Origin of the sequence: Citrobacter sp., from assembly GCF_050252275.1 — a bacterium.
Taxonomy (GTDB): Bacteria; Pseudomonadota; Gammaproteobacteria; order Enterobacterales; family Enterobacteriaceae; genus Citrobacter_A; species Citrobacter_A amalonaticus.
Map to the genome: position 1 here is coordinate 1 of NZ_JBFWLF010000089.1, position 14,706 is coordinate 14,706.

Annotated in this window: 18 protein-coding genes; 16 read left to right on the forward strand and 2 right to left on the reverse strand. The window is 56.9% G+C overall.

What is annotated here, in order from left to right; all coding sequences use genetic code 11:
- The coding region (locus AB7E14_RS09725; protein WP_428169491.1) for a dynamin family protein at positions 1–1,736 on the reverse strand (1,736 nt) is incomplete at its 3' end.
- 528 nt (positions 1,737–2,264) lie between these two features.
- Between AB7E14_RS09725 and AB7E14_RS09730 the strand changes: the two genes are divergently transcribed.
- From AB7E14_RS09730 to phnP, 16 genes are all read left to right on the forward strand, one after another.
- A complete protein-coding gene (locus tag AB7E14_RS09730; protein ID WP_042999087.1) occupies positions 2,265–2,600 on the forward strand; it encodes a zinc ribbon domain-containing protein YjdM in 336 nt (111 codons plus the stop codon).
- A gap of 81 nt (positions 2,601–2,681) precedes the next feature.
- Entirely contained in the window at positions 2,682–3,128 is a 447-nt protein-coding gene (gene yjdN / locus AB7E14_RS09735; RefSeq protein WP_316962635.1) for a VOC family metalloprotein YjdN, read from the forward strand.
- Between the two features lie 132 nt (positions 3,129–3,260).
- Positions 3,261–4,049 (forward strand): phosphonate ABC transporter ATP-binding protein, encoded by a 789-nt coding sequence (gene phnC, locus AB7E14_RS09740; RefSeq protein ID WP_044264080.1) that lies wholly within the window; start codon positions 3,261–3,263, stop codon positions 4,047–4,049.
- A 148-nt stretch (positions 4,050–4,197) separates the two neighbouring features.
- Positions 4,198–5,214, forward strand: a complete 1,017-nt coding sequence (gene phnD / locus AB7E14_RS09745) for a phosphonate ABC transporter substrate-binding protein (protein WP_042999084.1) — start codon at positions 4,198–4,200, stop codon at positions 5,212–5,214.
- Between the two features lie 96 nt (positions 5,215–5,310).
- Positions 5,311–6,090 carry a phosphonate ABC transporter, permease protein PhnE gene (gene phnE / locus AB7E14_RS09750; protein WP_042999083.1) on the forward strand — a complete coding sequence of 260 codons (780 nt, stop codon included), beginning with the start codon at positions 5,311–5,313 and terminating at the stop codon, positions 6,088–6,090.
- 20 nt (positions 6,091–6,110) lie between these two features.
- Positions 6,111–6,836: a phosphonate metabolism transcriptional regulator PhnF gene (gene phnF / locus AB7E14_RS09755; protein WP_044328534.1), complete on the forward strand. Its 726-nt coding sequence runs from the start codon at positions 6,111–6,113 to the stop codon at positions 6,834–6,836.
- Entirely contained in the window at positions 6,837–7,289 is a 453-nt protein-coding gene (phnG, locus tag AB7E14_RS09760) for a phosphonate C-P lyase system protein PhnG (RefSeq protein ID WP_042999081.1), read from the forward strand. It begins immediately after the preceding gene.
- Positions 7,286–7,870 (forward strand): phosphonate C-P lyase system protein PhnH, encoded by a 585-nt coding sequence (phnH, locus tag AB7E14_RS09765; protein WP_042999080.1) that lies wholly within the window; start codon positions 7,286–7,288, stop codon positions 7,868–7,870. The genes phnG and phnH overlap by 4 nt, the downstream gene beginning before the upstream one ends.
- On the forward strand, positions 7,870–8,937 hold the full coding sequence (locus AB7E14_RS09770) for a carbon-phosphorus lyase complex subunit PhnI (RefSeq protein ID WP_042999079.1): 1,068 nt from the start codon (positions 7,870–7,872) through the stop codon (positions 8,935–8,937). The genes phnH and AB7E14_RS09770 overlap by 1 nt, the downstream gene beginning before the upstream one ends.
- A 46-nt stretch (positions 8,938–8,983) precedes the next feature.
- Entirely contained in the window at positions 8,984–9,775 is a 792-nt protein-coding gene (phnJ, locus tag AB7E14_RS09775) for an alpha-D-ribose 1-methylphosphonate 5-phosphate C-P-lyase PhnJ (RefSeq protein ID WP_230324168.1), read from the forward strand.
- Positions 9,772–10,530, forward strand: a complete 759-nt coding sequence (gene phnK, locus AB7E14_RS09780; protein ID WP_044328531.1) for a phosphonate C-P lyase system protein PhnK — start codon at positions 9,772–9,774, stop codon at positions 10,528–10,530. The genes phnJ and phnK overlap by 4 nt, the downstream gene beginning before the upstream one ends.
- Positions 10,531–10,602: 72 nt before the next feature.
- Entirely contained in the window at positions 10,603–11,289 is a 687-nt protein-coding gene (gene phnL, locus AB7E14_RS09785) for a phosphonate C-P lyase system protein PhnL (RefSeq protein WP_316962637.1), read from the forward strand.
- Positions 11,286–12,422 (forward strand): alpha-D-ribose 1-methylphosphonate 5-triphosphate diphosphatase, encoded by a 1,137-nt coding sequence (gene phnM / locus AB7E14_RS09790; protein ID WP_316962638.1) that lies wholly within the window; start codon positions 11,286–11,288, stop codon positions 12,420–12,422. Before phnL ends, phnM begins: the two co-directional genes overlap by 4 nt.
- 2 nt (positions 12,423–12,424) lie before the next feature.
- Positions 12,425–12,979, forward strand: coding sequence for a ribose 1,5-bisphosphokinase (gene phnN / locus AB7E14_RS09795; protein WP_316962639.1), 555 nt, complete (start codon positions 12,425–12,427; stop codon positions 12,977–12,979).
- Positions 12,966–13,400 carry an aminoalkylphosphonate N-acetyltransferase gene (gene phnO / locus AB7E14_RS09800; RefSeq protein ID WP_044257341.1) on the forward strand — a complete coding sequence of 145 codons (435 nt, stop codon included), beginning with the start codon at positions 12,966–12,968 and terminating at the stop codon, positions 13,398–13,400. The genes phnN and phnO overlap by 14 nt, the downstream gene beginning before the upstream one ends.
- A 63-nt stretch (positions 13,401–13,463) precedes the next feature.
- Positions 13,464–14,222 carry a phosphonate metabolism protein PhnP gene (gene phnP, locus AB7E14_RS09805; protein WP_044257343.1) on the forward strand — a complete coding sequence of 253 codons (759 nt, stop codon included), beginning with the start codon at positions 13,464–13,466 and terminating at the stop codon, positions 14,220–14,222.
- On the opposite strand, the gene yjdP is transcribed toward phnP, so the two are convergent.
- Positions 14,219–14,554 (reverse strand): DDRRRQL repeat protein YjdP, encoded by a 336-nt coding sequence (yjdP, locus tag AB7E14_RS09810; RefSeq protein ID WP_042999071.1) that lies wholly within the window; start codon positions 14,552–14,554, stop codon positions 14,219–14,221. The genes phnP and yjdP overlap by 4 nt on opposite strands.
- Positions 14,555–14,706: the final 152 nt, after the last annotated feature.

Here is a 14,706-nt window from a genome sequence, read left to right on the forward strand (position 1 = left end):
AAACGCATCGCCAGGTCGCGGCTGATGTTTTCCTGCGCCGCCAGCAGGACGCCCTCACAGGTGGAACGTAGTTTACTGAGGATCACCTGCGCCTGCGCTTCGTCATGCAGCACCAACACCTCTCCGTCAAGCTCCGCCTGCGGCAGCGGCGACCAGCTATCGCCACACGACAATTTCAGGATCTGTTCACGGCTGAAAAAAGTCCCGATGTTGCGCAAGATCGTGGCCTGCTGCTGGTTGAGAAAGTCGTTGGCCGACGTCAGCGCCAGCCCGACCTCATGGCGGATCTCGTCGCTGACGCTGTCCTGGCTCACTTTCAGTTGCTGCATGTCCGCTTCCAGACGCATGATATTTTGCTGCAGCGTGTCAAAGGCCACCGTCAGACAGTGATAGCGGAAATCCAGATATTCGCGGGCGCTGTGGGCGTAATTCAGCAATTTATGCGAGGCGGAACGCAGCGCATACAGCGACGCATTGGCATAGGCGGCATGAATTAAGGTCTGGATCGGCTGTTCAAACAACGAATCTTCCCACAGCAAATCCGCCGCATGACGCAGGTGTTCGATATCATCCAGATCGGCGCTTCGCCAGCGCCGACCGAGCGCGGCTTCAGCAAAGTCCTGTACCCAGCGCTGCTCTTCGTGATCCGGCAGATGACCGTGGTTTGCCAGCTCATGGCGTGCCCGATTGGCCAGATATCCCCACATCGAGGAGACCGGATAAATCTGCGCCGGGTTAATACAACCCTTCATCAGGGTACCGGAAATCAACGCCCTCACCTGTTCTTCATCATCGCTGTTGCGATCTTTCTGGTCGAATTTATTCACCAACGCATACAACGGCACCGATTTTCCCACTGCGGCAATGGCCTGACGCACCTCTTCATCGGAAATCGATTTCAACTGCGTATAGTCCATCACCGCCAGAACGGCGGAGGCGCGAGCCAGTTGCTCATTGAGCATTTTTTGCAGATGCGGCTGCCCGGCTTCATTTGGCCCGGGTGTGTCCAGTAACGTCAGTTGACCCGGATAGTTCTCCAGCCCCGCCAGGTGCACAAATTCCACCTCAATCACCGGAATATGTTCAATCGCCGCATAGGCAGAAAAGGGAAAATCGACCTCCAGCGCTTTCGACAGGCGCACCAAATCGTTAAGGCTTTTCAGGCAGTGAAAGATCGGCTGTGCACCAAGATAATGGCGCTCAAACGCTTCCCCTCTTTCGATGCGCTGCATGAGGCCGTTCATGTCTTTATCAATTTCCAGCACCTGCGTCAGATTCTGCCGATCGCAGGCGCGCATGCTCTCTTGCAGGGTCTTCATCAGCGCATCGATGGGCGCAACGTGGGAAAAATGCAGCACCGGTTCTTTCTGACCAGGCGTATGGCGAATGAGTGTCGGCAGCGCGGTCATTGGACGGTTGCGATTGGGCAGCACCTCCGTGCCGACAATGGCATTGATCGTCGTCGATTTTCCCGCTTTCATGGTGCCGACGATCGCCAGCACCATTTCCAGTCGCGAGATTTTTCGCAACTCATTGTTCAGCGTGGCCTGCTGTGCCTCGACACCCCGGGTACTGAAATGCATGGGCTGAACGTTGAGATCGTCCTCACTTTTTAATGATGAAGTGCTCTCCAGAGTGGCCGTTGGCATTTTTTTTACGGTCTTAAGATGCTCTAAAGAGAGCATCAGCAAGCGTTCCGCTTCCTGGCTCAATTCATATATTGTCTGTGTGTACATAAAAAATGTTTCCTTAACGCAAATTTTTATTGCTTTTATTTAGCCGTTTCGTTTATTAGTGAATTCTCGGCTTTAATAATTACGTATGGAAAAAAGAATTTATTAATTAATCTATTGATATCAATGAATTTATTATTTTAATTGCTATTTTTTGAATAACACTCAGTGGCATAAGAAAGTAAAAAATCGTAGTTCAGATTTATAAAAACCAAGGCCAATTTTGGTTAATTTCACCTACCAGAATTAAGGGGCAAGGTGAGGTAAACGAACCCTAAGTAAAACTCGCTCAGCCAATTAGTTAGAATATTTCTCGTCACCTTATCTCAAATAACAAACGGTAGCAATTTCCCTTAAAAATAATAGCGCTTTTTTTCTGTCTGGCAGACAGGTTAGGTCACAGTACGGTATTTACCTTAAAAACAGAGTAGTCCCGACAACGTTAAGGATTTTGTGTATAATTGCGTCCTTTTTCGGCAATCTGCCATTTTTTGGGCGCTTTTGCCCTTGCTGACTTTTGAGGATATCGACATGTCATTACCCCACTGCCCACAATGCAACTCCGAATACACTTACGAAGATAACGGCATGTACATCTGCCCGGAATGCGCCCATGAATGGAACGATGCAGAACCAGCGCATGACAGCGACGAACTGATCGTTAAAGATGCCAACGGCAATCTGCTGGCTGACGGCGACAGCGTCACCGTCGTGAAAGATCTGAAAGTCAAAGGCAGCTCTTCAATGCTGAAAATCGGCACGAAAGTAAAAAACATTCGTCTGGTGGAAGGCGACCACAACATCGATTGCAAAATTGATGGCTTTGGTCCGATGAAGCTGAAATCAGAATTCGTGAAAAAGAACTGATGTAAATTGCCCGGTGGCGCTTCGCTTACCGGGCCTACGATAACTACACTTAACTGGCTTCTCTTACCTGAGGTAAAGATTATGTCGTTAAGTCCCTACATCTCTTTTGCCGGAAACTGTGCCGACGCCATCGCGTACTATCAAAAGACGCTGGGTGCAGAACTCCTTTATAAAATCAGCTTCGGTGAAATGCCCAAACCGGCGCAGGACAGCGAAGACGGTTGCCCGTACGGAATGACATTCCCCGATACCGCTATCGCTCATGCCAACGTGCACATTGCCAATAGCGACATCATGATGAGCGATAGCATTCCCACAGGAAACGCTCACTATTCAGGTTTCACGCTGGTCCTCGACACGCAAAATGTCAACGAAGGGAAGCAATGGTTTGACAATCTCGCCGCAGAGGGGCAAATCGAAATGGACTGGCAGGAAACCTTCTGGGCGCATGGCTTTGGCAAAGTCAGCGATCGCTACGGCGTACCGTGGATGATCAACGTCGTCAAACAACCCCAGCCAACCGAGTAACCTCACGGGAGGCATGCCTCCCGTTCTGTCATCAAACTCACCTTAACTCTTCATCGGCAGGTAACGTCCCCTTAACCCAAACGTCATATTGATCCGCCACGATAGGGCCACTTTTTTTAGAGAGGCCGCATCATGGAAACGATCATTCGCGTCGAAAAACTCTCCAAAACGTTCAATCAGCATCAGGCGCTGCATGCGGTTGATCTGAACATCTGTGCCGGTGAAATGGTCGCTCTGCTGGGGCCGTCGGGTTCCGGCAAATCCACCCTTTTACGTCATCTGAGCGGTTTGATTACCGGCGATAAATCAGCAGGTAGCCGCGTCGAACTCCTCGGCCGCACCGTTCAACACGAAGGTCGACTGGCGCGCGATATCCGCAAAAGCCGCGCGCATACCGGTTACATCTTCCAACAATTCAATCTGGTGAATCGCCTGACGGTGCTGGAGAACGTGCTGATTGGCGCACTCGGCAGCACGCCGTTCTGGCGCACCTGTTTTAGCTGGTTTAGCGCAGCGCAGAAACAGCGCGCGCTCCAGGCACTGACTCGCGTCGGGATGGCACACTTTGCGTACCAGCGCGTCTCTACGCTCTCCGGTGGTCAGCAGCAGCGCGTGGCCATTGCCCGGGCGCTGATGCAGCAGGCCAAAGTGATCCTCGCCGACGAGCCGATTGCCTCACTGGACCCGGAATCCGCGCGCATCGTGATGGACACCCTGCGCGACATCAACCAGACCGACGGTATTACCGTCGTCGTCACGCTGCATCAGGTGGATTACGCCCTGCGCTACTGCGAACGGATTGTCGCGTTGCGTCAGGGACACGTTTTCTACGACGGCAGCAGCCAGCTCTTTGATAACGAAAGATTTGACCATCTCTACCGCAGCATGAACCGCGTCGAACAGAACGCGCAGGCTGCTTAATTCAAAAAGACCAGGCGTTATTGGCGCAGACAGACTGGAGGCGGCCAGCGCGGAAAAACGGAGCGTACACATAGTACGTGAGGATGTTGAGCACTGTCCGAACTCAGGCTGGCAAGTGAAATAGCCTGGAACAACGTGAGGATAAAACATGAATTACAAGGCCGTTGCCGCGCTGGCGTTTACCAGCATGTTCAGCGTCAGTACTCTGCTCAGTCCCGCCTTTGCCGAAGAGCAGGAAAAAGCGCTGAACTTTGGCATTATTTCGACCGAATCACAGCAAAACCTGAAACCCCAATGGGACCCGTTCCTGAAGGATATGGAGAAGAAACTGGGCGTGAAAGTGAACGCTTTCTTCGCGCCGGACTACGCCGGGATCATCCAGGGTATGCGCTTTAATAAAGTCGACATCGCCTGGTATGGTAACCTGTCAGCAATGGAAGCCGTGGATCGCGCCAACGGCCAGGTCTTTGCCCAGACCGTCGCCGCCGATGGATCGCCGGGTTACTGGAGCGTGCTGATCGTCAACAAGGACAGTCCGATCAACAACCTCGACGATCTGATCGCCAAACGCAAAGATCTCACCTTTGGTAATGGCGATCCTAACTCTACCTCCGGCTATCTCGTCCCTGGCTATTACGTCTTCGCGAAAAACAATATCGCCGCCAGCGACTTCAAACGCACCGTCAACGCCGGCCATGAAACTAACGCCCTTGCGGTCGCCAACAAGCAGGTGGATGTCGCCACCAACAACACCGAGAACCTTGATAAGCTGAAAACGTCCGCGCCGGACAAGCTGAAAGCGCTGAAGGTTATCTGGAAGTCGCCGCTGATCCCAGGCGATCCGATCGTCTGGCGTAAGAACCTCTCTGAAGCCACCAAGGACAAGGTGTACGACTTCTTCATGAACTACGGCAAAACGCCGGAAGAAAAAACCGTACTGGAACGCCTGGGTTGGGCGCCGTTCCGCGCCTCCAGCGACCTGCAACTGGTGCCGATTCGCCAGCTCGCCCTGTTTAAAGAGATGCAGGGTGTGAAGGACAACAAAGGACTGAACGCTGAAGAGAAGACCAGCAAATCGTCTGCGATTAAAGCGCAGCTGGACGATCTTGACCGTCTGACCGCGGCGCTGAGCGCCATGACCAGCGTCACCAAAGCGGTGCAGTAAACCTGACGCCCGCTGGCGCTTCACTTACCGGCCTACAAACGTAGGCCGGATAAGGCGGAGCCGCCATCCGCCAATAACGTACGCACGGAGCTAAACATGCAAACCATCACCGTTGCCCCGCCAAAGCGCAGTTGGTTCTCGCTCGTCAGTTGGGCCATTCTGCTCGCCGTGCTGGTCGTGTCGTGGAAAGGCGCCGAAATGGCCCCGCTCACGCTGATTCAGGATTCCGCCAACATGGCGACGTTTGCCGCCGACTTCTTTCCGCCGGACTTTAGCCAGTGGCAGGACTACCTCGGCGAAATGGCGGTGACCCTGCAAATCGCCGTCTGGGGAACCGCGCTGGCCGTGATCCTCTCCATTCCTTTCGGCCTGATGTGCGCCGACAACCTCGTGCCCTGGTGGATCTACCAGCCGATGCGCCGTCTGATGGATGCCTGCCGCGCCATTAACGAAATGGTGTTTGCGATGCTATTTGTGGTCGCTGTCGGCCTCGGTCCGTTTGCGGGCGTCATGGCGCTGTTTATCCATACCACCGGCGTGCTCTCCAAGCTGCTGTCCGAAGCGGTGGAAGCCATTGAACCCGGTCCGGTTGAAGGCATTCGCGCCACTGGCGCTAACAAAATTGAAGAAATTCTTTACGGTGTACTGCCCCAGGTGATGCCGCTGCTGATCTCCTACTCGCTGTACCGCTTTGAATCCAACGTCCGTTCAGCAACTGTCGTCGGGATGGTGGGCGCAGGCGGCATTGGCGTCACGTTGTGGGAGGCAATTCGCGGTTTCCAGTTCCAGCAAACCTGCGCCCTGATGGTGTTAATCATTGTGACCGTCAGCCTGCTGGATTTTCTCTCCCAGCGTTTACGTAAGCACTTTATCTGATTAGCGAGGCATTGATTGCTATGCACTTGTCTACACATCCGACCAGTTATCCGACGCGTTATCAGGAGATTGCCGCGAGACTTGAGCAGGAGCTACGTCAACATTACCGCTGCGGCGATTATCTGCCCGCCGAGCATCAGCTTGCCGCGCGTTATGAGGTTAATCGCCACACCCTGCGCCGCGCCATCGATCAGTTGGTGGAACGCGGCTGGGTCCAGCGTCGTCAGGGCGTCGGCGTACTGGTGCTGATGCGCCCGTTCGATTATCCGCTTAACGCCCAGGCACGCTTCAGTCAGAACCTGTTGGATCAGGGAAGTCATCCCACCAGCGAAAAACGGCTGGCGGTACTGCGCCCGGCCTCCCGTCACGTTGCCGATGCGCTCAGCGTGCAGGAAGGCGATAACGTCATCCACTTGCGCACCCTGCGGCGGGTGAACGGCATCGCCCTGTGTCTGATTGACCATTACTTTTCCGACCTGGCCCTTTGGCCGCTGCTGCAGGGTTTTAACCACGGCTCACTGCACGACTATTTGCGCGAACAGTCCGGCCTGACGCTCAAGCGCACCCAGACGCGCATCAGCGCCCGGCGTGCGCAGGCGAAAGAGAGCAAGGTGCTGGAAATCCCCAACATGGCGCCGCTGCTCTGCGTGCGCACCCTGAACCACCGTGAAGGCGAGGAACGTGCGATGGAGTATTCCGTCAGCCTGACCCGCGCCGACATGATCGAATTCACTATGGAGCACTGAATGCATTTCGATACCGCCACCCGCCAGCGCTGGATGCGCGCGCTGGCTTACAGCAAGGCCGATGCCCTGAATGCGCGACTCCAGGCGTTAACGCTGGCACCGGAATATGAACTGATTCGCCCCCCGGAATGCGGACTGATGCAAATTCAGGCGCGCATGGGCGGCACCGGCAACCGTTTCTTTGCCGGAGACACCACGCTGACCCGCGCGGTGGTTCGCCTGAAAAGCGGCACGCTGGGTTACAGCTACCTGCTGGGACGCAACAAACGCCACGCCGAGCAGTGCGCCGTTATCGACGCTTTACTGCAGGAACAGACACATTTCCAGAACCTGATGGAAACCTTAATTAGCCCGCTGGAAGCAGAACGCGATGCGGAAATCACCGCCCGTCGCGCCGAAGTCAACGCCAGCCGGGTCGACTTCTTTACGCTGGTGCGCGGAGATAACGAATGACCCTACAGACCGCCTTTACCCTGCCCGTCCAGGACGCCCAACAAAGCTTTCGCCGTCTGCTGAAAGCAATGAGCGAACCGGGGGTGATTGTTGCCTTACATCAATTGAAACACGGCTGGCAGCCGTTGAATCTGGCGACCACCAGCGTCCTGCTGACGTTAGTCGACGGCGATACGCCGGTGTGGCTGTCGCCTGCGATGAATAACGACATCGCCAGCCAGAACCTGCGTTTTCACACCAATGCTCCGATGGTCGAACAACCCCAACTGGCGGCCTATGCCGTAGCCGACGAGCGCATCAGCAGCGAACAGCTTAATGCGCTTTCTGCCGGTTCTGCGGTCGCGCCAGAAAACAGCGCCACGCTCATCGTACAGGTTTCCAGTCTGAGCGGTGGGCGGATGTTACGCCTGACCGGGGCTGGTATCGCCGAAGAGCGAATGATCGCACCGCAGTTGCCAGACTGCCTGATCCACGAACTCACCGAACGCCCGCATCCGTTCCCGCTGGGCGTTGACCTCATCCTTACCTGCGGCGAACGGCTGCTGGCTATCCCGAGAACCACCCATGTGGAGGTGTGCTGATGTACGTAGCCGTCAAAGGGGGCGAGAAGGCGATAGCCAACGCCCATGCGTTACAGGAGCAGCGACGCCGGGGCGACGATGCCGTTGCCGAACTGAGCGTGGCGCAGATCGAACAGCAGATGAATCTGGCTGTTGATCGCGTCATGACCGAAGGCGGCATCGCCGATCGCGAACTGGCGGCGCTGGCGCTCAAGCAGGCCAGTGGCGATAACGTCGAAGCCATCTTTCTGCTGCGCGCTTACCGCACCACGCTGGCAAAGCTGGCGGTAAGCGAACCGCTGAACAGTGGGGAAATGCGCCTGGAACGCCGTATCTCGGCAGTCTACAAGGATATTCCGGGCGGACAGCTGTTAGGACCAACCTACGACTACACCCATCGTCTGCTCGATTTTACGCTGCTGGCGAATGGCGAAACGCCGCCGCTGCGGACTGCAGAAAGTACGCAGGACGCCGCCCCGCACGTCTTTTCTCTGCTGGCGAATCAAGGGCTGGCGAAGCCCGAAGAAGATAACGGCGCCACGCCGGATGACATCACCCGCACGCCGCCGGTTTACCCCTGCTCCCGTGCGTCACGCCTGCAACAGCTGATGCGCGGCGATGAGGGCTATCTGCTGGCGCTGGCCTACTCCACCCAACGCGGCTACGGGCGCAATCACCCGTTCGCAGCCGAAATCCGTAGTGGCTACGTTGCGCTGGAAACGGTACCGGAAGAGCTGGGATTTGCGGTCAACGTCGGCGAACTGCTGATGACCGAATGTGAAATGGTCAACGGCTTTGTCGCCCCGGACAACGATGCGCCTCACTTTACCCGCGGCTACGGACTGGTGTTCGGCATGAGCGAACGCAAAGCGATGGCAATGGCGCTGGTGGACAGAGCCCTACAGGCACCCGACTACGATGAAACGGTCACAGGACCGGCGCAGGACGAAGAGTTCGTGCTGGCGCACGCGGATAACGTCGAGGCGGCGGGTTTTGTTTCGCACCTCAAGCTCCCCCACTACGTCGATTTCCAGGCCGAGCTGGAACTGCTCAAACGCCTGCAACAGGAGGCCGCCCGTGACCACTAACCTCTTCGGCTACAACTTTGCTTATCTGGATGAGCAAACCAAACGCATGATCCGCCGCGCGATCCTCAAAGCGGTGGCGATCCCCGGCTATCAGGTGCCATTCGGTGGCCGCGAAATGCCGATGCCTTACGGCTGGGGAACCGGTGGGATCCAGATTACCGCCAGCGTGATTGGTGAACCGGACGTGCTGAAGGTTATCGATCAGGGCGCAGATGATACCACCAACGCGGTATCGATCCGCAACTTCTTCAAACGCGTCACCGGAGTCAATACCACCGAGCGCACGGAAGACGCCACGTTAATCCAGACCCGTCACCGGATCCCGGAAACGCCGCTGACGGAAGATCAGATCCTGATCTTCCAGGTGCCGATCCCTGAACCGCTGCGTTTTATCGAACCTCGCGAAACGGAAACCCGCACTATGCATGCGCTGGAGGAGTACGGGATCATGCAGGTGAAGCTGTATGAAGATATCGCCCGCTTCGGCCATATCGCCACCACTTACGCCTACCCGGTGAAAGTCAACGGACGCTATGTGATGGACCCGTCGCCGATCCCGAAATTCGACAACCCGAAGATGGACATGATGCCCGCCCTTCAGTTGTTTGGCGCGGGACGCGAAAAACGCATCTATGCCGTACCGCCGTATACCCGCGTGGAAAGTCTCGATTTCGACGATCATCCGTTCACCGTACAAACCTGGGATGAGCCCTGCGCCATCTGCGGTTCAACGCACAGTTATCTTGATGAAGTGGTACTCGATGACACCGGCAAACGCATGTTTGTCTGCTCCGACACCGACTACTGCCGCCAACAGAGCGAGGCACTCAGCCAATGACGCAACCGCTGCTTTCGGTTAATAACCTGACCCATCTCTACGCGCCGGGTAAAGGCTTCAGCGAGGTCTCTTTTGACCTGTGGCCTGGCGAAGTGCTGGGCATTGTCGGGGAGTCCGGTTCCGGCAAAACCACCCTGCTGAAATCCCTCTCCTCGCGCCTGACGCCGCAGTCGGGCGAGATTCAGTACCAGAGCCGTTCACTGTACGCCATGAGCGAAGCCGACCGCCGCCGCCTGTTGCGCACTGAATGGGGCGTGGTACATCAGCACCCGTTGGATGGCCTGCGTCGTCAGGTCTCGGCGGGCGGTAATATCGGCGAACGCCTGATGGCGACCGGCGCACGCCACTACGGCGAGATCCGCGCCACCGCCCAGCGCTGGCTGGAGGAGGTCGAAATTCCGGCCTCTCGTATCGACGATCTGCCGACCACCTTTTCCGGCGGCATGCAGCAGCGTCTGCAGATCGCCCGCAACCTCGTCACCCACCCGAAGCTGGTATTTATGGATGAGCCGACCGGCGGTCTCGACGTCTCCGTCCAGGCGAAACTGTTGGATCTGCTGCGCGGGCTGGTGGTGGAACTGGATCTGGCGGTGGTGATTGTCACCCATGATTTAGGCGTGGCGCGCCTGCTGGCAGATCGTCTGCTGGTGATGAAACAGGGTCAGGTGGTGGAAAGTGGATTAACCGACCGCGTGCTCGACGATCCACATCATCCGTATACCCAGTTGCTGGTGTCGTCCGTATTGCAGAACTGATTTTTTGTTTTGCCGGATGGCGGCTACGCCTTATCCGGCAATCGAATGCCCAAATGCTTAAAGAGGCTAAAAATGAACGCGATCCGCGTTGAAAACGTCAGTAAAACCTTTGTGCTCCACCAGCAAAACGGCGTGCGCCTGCTGGTGCTGCAAAATGCCTCGCTGGAAGTCAAAAACGGTGAATGCGTCGTTCTACATGGCCATTCCGGCAGCGGAAAATCGACGCTGCTGCGTTCGCTGTATGCCAATTATCTGCCCGACGAGGGGCATATTCACATTCGCCATCACGACGAATGGGTGGATCTGGTGCACGCTCCGGCGCGCAAAGTGCGGGAAGTCCGCCGCGCCACGATCGGTTGGGTGAGCCAGTTTCTGCGGGTGATCCCACGGATCTCCGCGCTGGACGTAGTAATGCAGCCGCTGCTGGATCTCGGCGTACCGCGCGAGGCGTGCGCCGCTAAAGCCGCAAGCCTGTTGACCCGTCTGAACGTGCCGGAACGCTTGTGGCACCTCGCCCCATCAACCTTTTCCGGCGGTGAACAACAGCGCGTGAACATCGCGCGCGGATTTATCGTCGATTATCCGATTCTGTTACTCGACGAACCGACCGCGTCGCTGGATGCCAGAAACAGTGCCGCCGTGGTGGCGCTGATTGAAGAGGCGAAAGCGCGCGGTGCGGCCATTGTCGGCATTTTTCACGATCAAACTGTGCGCGACCGCGTAGCGGATCGTTTGCACCTGATGGGAACAACACCATGATTATCAATAATGTAAAGCTGGTGCTGGAAGATGAAGTGGTGCAGGGATCGCTGGAAATGCAGGATGGCGTGATTCGCGCGTTTGCGCAAAGTCAGAGCCGTCTTCCGCAAGCGCTGGACGGAGAAGGCGGCTGGCTGCTGCCGGGGCTGATTGAGTTGCACACCGATAATCTCGACAAATTCTTTACCCCACGGCCGAAAGTGGACTGGCCCGCGCATTCCGCAATGAGCAGCCACGACGCGCTGATGGTCGCCAGCGGTATCACCACCGTGCTGGACGCGGTGGCGATTGGCGATGTCCGCGACGGCGGCGATCGTCTGGAAAACCTGGAGAAAATGATCAACGCCGTGGAGGAGACGCAAAAGCGTGGGGTGAACCGCGCCGAGCATCGCCTGCATCTGCGCTGCGAACTGCCGCACCACACCACGCTGCCGCTGTTCGAGAAGCTGGTCAGCCGCGAACCGGTTACGCTGGTTTCGCTGATGGATCACTCGCCGGGCCAGCGTCAGTTCGCCAACCGCGAGAAGTATCGTGAATATTATCAGGGTAAATATTCGCTGACCGATGAACAGATGACGCGTTATGAAGAGGAACAACTGGCCCTGGCGGCTCGCTGGTCGCAGCCCAACCGGACTGCCATCGCGCAACTGTGCCGCGAGCGCAACATTGCACTGGCAAGCCATGATGACGCCACCTCCGGGCATGTGCAGGAATCCCACCAGCTTGGCAGCGTGATCGCCGAATTTCCCACCACGTTTGAAGCCGCAGAAGCCTCGCGCCAGCACGGCATGAACGTACTGATGGGCGCACCGAACATTGTGCGCGGTGGCTCTCATTCCGGCAACGTCGCGGCGCACACGCTGGCAGAATTGGGGTTGCTGGATATCCTCTCGTCAGATTACTACCCCGCCAGCCTGCTGGATGCCGCGTTTCGCGTCGCAGACGACGCGGCTAACTGTTTCACCCTGCCGCAGGCGATCCGCCTGGTGACCGCCAACCCGGCGCGGGCGCTCAGTCTCCGCGATCGCGACGTGATCGCCGAAGGTAAGCGCGCCGATCTGGTACTGGCGCACCGTAAAGGCGATCACATCCACATCGACCACGTCTGGCGCCAGGGAAAGAGGGTGTTCTGAGTATGGGAAAACTGATCTGGCTGATGGGGCCGTCCGGCTCCGGGAAGGACAGTTTGCTGAACGCACTCCGTCAGCAAGAACATGCGCAACTCCTGGTGGCGCACCGTTATATCACTCGCGCAGCGAATGCCGGGAACGAAAATCATGTTGCCCTGAGCGAGCAAGAGTTTTTCACCCGCGCCGGGCATAACCTGCTGGCGCTAAGCTGGCATGCTAACGGCTTTTATTATGGCGTCGGCGTGGAGATCGATCTCTGGCTTAACGGCGGCTTCGACGTGGTGGTCAACGGCTCACGTGCGCATCTACCCCAGGCGCAGGCGCGCTACGGCACGGCACTGCTGCCGGTCTGCTTGCAGGTCTCCCCTACGATTTTGCGCCAGCGCTTACAGGCGCGCGGGAGGGAAAGCGAACCCGAGATCGCTGCGCGTCTCGAACGCGCCGCCCGCTACGCCCCGTTTGGCTGCCATACGCTCAATAACGACGGCAGTTTGCACCAGTCCGTCGATTCGCTGTTAACGTTAATGGGGCGCAAGGAGCCACGCCATGTCTGCCTGTGAACTTCGTCGCGCCACCGGACAAGACGCCGGGGCCGTGTACGCGCTCATCTGCGAACTGAAGCAAGCCCAGTTTGATTACCCGACCTTTTGCGCCGGATTCACCGCCAATTTGCAGGATGACCGACTGCGTTATCAGCTGGCGCTGCTTGAGGGCCAGGCGGTTGGACTCATTGGCCTGCATCTGCAGTATCATTTACACCACGCCAACTGGATTGGCGAGATTCAGGAACTGGTGGTGATGCCGCAGGCACGGGGTCTGAAAATCGGTAGCCAGTTACTGGCATGGGCAGAACAGGAAGCCCGCGAGGCAGGCGCAGAGATGACAGAGCTGTCCACCAGCGTGAAGCGTCATGACGCCCACCGTTTTTATCGGCGCGAAGGCTACGAACAAAGTCATTTTCGCTTCACAAAAGCATTGTGAGATACGTAGGCCGGATAAGCCGCTCGCGTCGCCATCCGGCACGATACGACAAGGGGAATCACGATGAGTCTGAGCATCACGCTAAGCGGCACCGGCGGTGCGCAAGGGGTACCCGCGTTTGGCTGCGACTGTGCAGCCTGTCGCCGCGCACGCCTGCAGGAACCGTATCGCCGACGCCCGTGTAGCGGCGTGGTCAAATTCAACGATACGGTGACGCTGCTGGATGCGGGCATACCGCACCTGATGGACGACTGGCCGGCGGGCAGCTTTCGACAGTTTTTACTCACCCATTATCATATGGATCACGTACAGGGATTGTTTCCGCTACGCTGGGGCGTCGGTGCGTCCATCCCGGTGTACGGCCCGCCGGACGAACAGGGGTGCGACGATCTGTTTAAGCATCCCGGCATTCTCGATTTTAGCCACACCGTCGAGCCGTTTGTGGTGTTTGAGTTACAAGGATTGCAGGTCACACCGCTGCCGCTGAATCACTCAAAGCTGACGTTGGGTTATCTTCTGGAGACAGCGCACAGCCGCGTGGCATGGCTGTCTGACACCGCCGGACTGCCCGATAAAACGCTCACCTTTCTGCTCAACAATCAGCCACAAGTTATCGTCATCGACTGTAGCCATCCGCCACGTCCCCAACCGCCGCGCAATCACTGTGATTTAAATACGGTCATTGCGCTTAATGAAGTGATTCGCTGCCCGCAGGTGATCCTCACGCATATCAGCCACGCGTTCGATGTCTGGCTGATGGATAATCCGCTCCCGGACGGATTTGAAGCAGGCTATGACGGGATGCAGATTATGGTCGATTAACGCCCGTAATCCTCTTCCATTCGGCTTTCTTCATCTTCCAGTTGGCGGCGTTCACGATCGAGCTGGCGCTGACGTTCATCAAGCTGCCGTCTGCGATCCTCAAACTGACGCCGGCGATCATCATATTGTCTGCGGCGATCGTCGCTCATTTCGTTCTGCCACCTGTCGTCGCGCGAATCCTCGTAATCCCGCCCGCTATCGCTGTCAGGCTTATAAGCATCGTTGATCGCCTGCTGAATGTTGCCGATAGCATCATCAATGATATCGGCCTGTGCCGGCACGGTAGCCAGCGACAGCAGGCTGAATAAAAAGAGTGTCAGGGTGCGTTTCATAGAACCAGCCTCAAAAGGGGACGGTTTCTACGTTAGTTATCGCCCTGTGCGACGAGTAGCGGAGGAATCTCAATTTGGTATCGGGTTCCGCTACAGCCTCCGTCGGCACAACGCCAAATCGTCACGTCAAATATGACGACAGCCTGATTTTC

Bases quoted from the DNA above. Each gene is read 5' to 3' on its own strand.
- phnC (WP_044264080.1), top strand. From the start codon at position 3,261: ATGGAAACGATCATTCGCGTCGAAAAACTCTCCAAAACGTTCAATCAG.
- phnH (WP_042999080.1), top strand. From the start codon at position 7,286: ATGACCCTACAGACCGCCTTTACCCTGCCCGTCCAGGACGCCCAACAA.
- yjdN (WP_316962635.1), top strand. From the start codon at position 2,682: ATGTCGTTAAGTCCCTACATCTCTTTTGCCGGAAACTGTGCCGACGCC.
- phnJ (WP_230324168.1), top strand. From the start codon at position 8,984: ATGATCCGCCGCGCGATCCTCAAAGCGGTGGCGATCCCCGGCTATCAG.
- phnK (WP_044328531.1), top strand. From the start codon at position 9,772: ATGACGCAACCGCTGCTTTCGGTTAATAACCTGACCCATCTCTACGCG.
- phnL (WP_316962637.1), top strand. From the start codon at position 10,603: ATGAACGCGATCCGCGTTGAAAACGTCAGTAAAACCTTTGTGCTCCAC.
- phnG (WP_042999081.1), top strand. From the start codon at position 6,837: ATGCATTTCGATACCGCCACCCGCCAGCGCTGGATGCGCGCGCTGGCT.
- phnM (WP_316962638.1), top strand. From the start codon at position 11,286: ATGATTATCAATAATGTAAAGCTGGTGCTGGAAGATGAAGTGGTGCAG.
- phnO (WP_044257341.1), top strand. From the start codon at position 12,966: ATGTCTGCCTGTGAACTTCGTCGCGCCACCGGACAAGACGCCGGGGCC.
- phnF (WP_044328534.1), top strand. From the start codon at position 6,111: ATGCACTTGTCTACACATCCGACCAGTTATCCGACGCGTTATCAGGAG.
- phnE (WP_042999083.1), top strand. From the start codon at position 5,311: ATGCAAACCATCACCGTTGCCCCGCCAAAGCGCAGTTGGTTCTCGCTC.
- phnD (WP_042999084.1), top strand. From the start codon at position 4,198: ATGAATTACAAGGCCGTTGCCGCGCTGGCGTTTACCAGCATGTTCAGC.
- phnP (WP_044257343.1), top strand. From the start codon at position 13,464: ATGAGTCTGAGCATCACGCTAAGCGGCACCGGCGGTGCGCAAGGGGTA.
- AB7E14_RS09770 (WP_042999079.1), top strand. From the start codon at position 7,870: ATGTACGTAGCCGTCAAAGGGGGCGAGAAGGCGATAGCCAACGCCCAT.
- yjdP (WP_042999071.1), bottom strand. From the start codon at position 14,554: ATGAAACGCACCCTGACACTCTTTTTATTCAGCCTGCTGTCGCTGGCT.
- AB7E14_RS09730 (WP_042999087.1), top strand. From the start codon at position 2,265: ATGTCATTACCCCACTGCCCACAATGCAACTCCGAATACACTTACGAA.
- phnN (WP_316962639.1), top strand. From the start codon at position 12,425: ATGGGAAAACTGATCTGGCTGATGGGGCCGTCCGGCTCCGGGAAGGAC.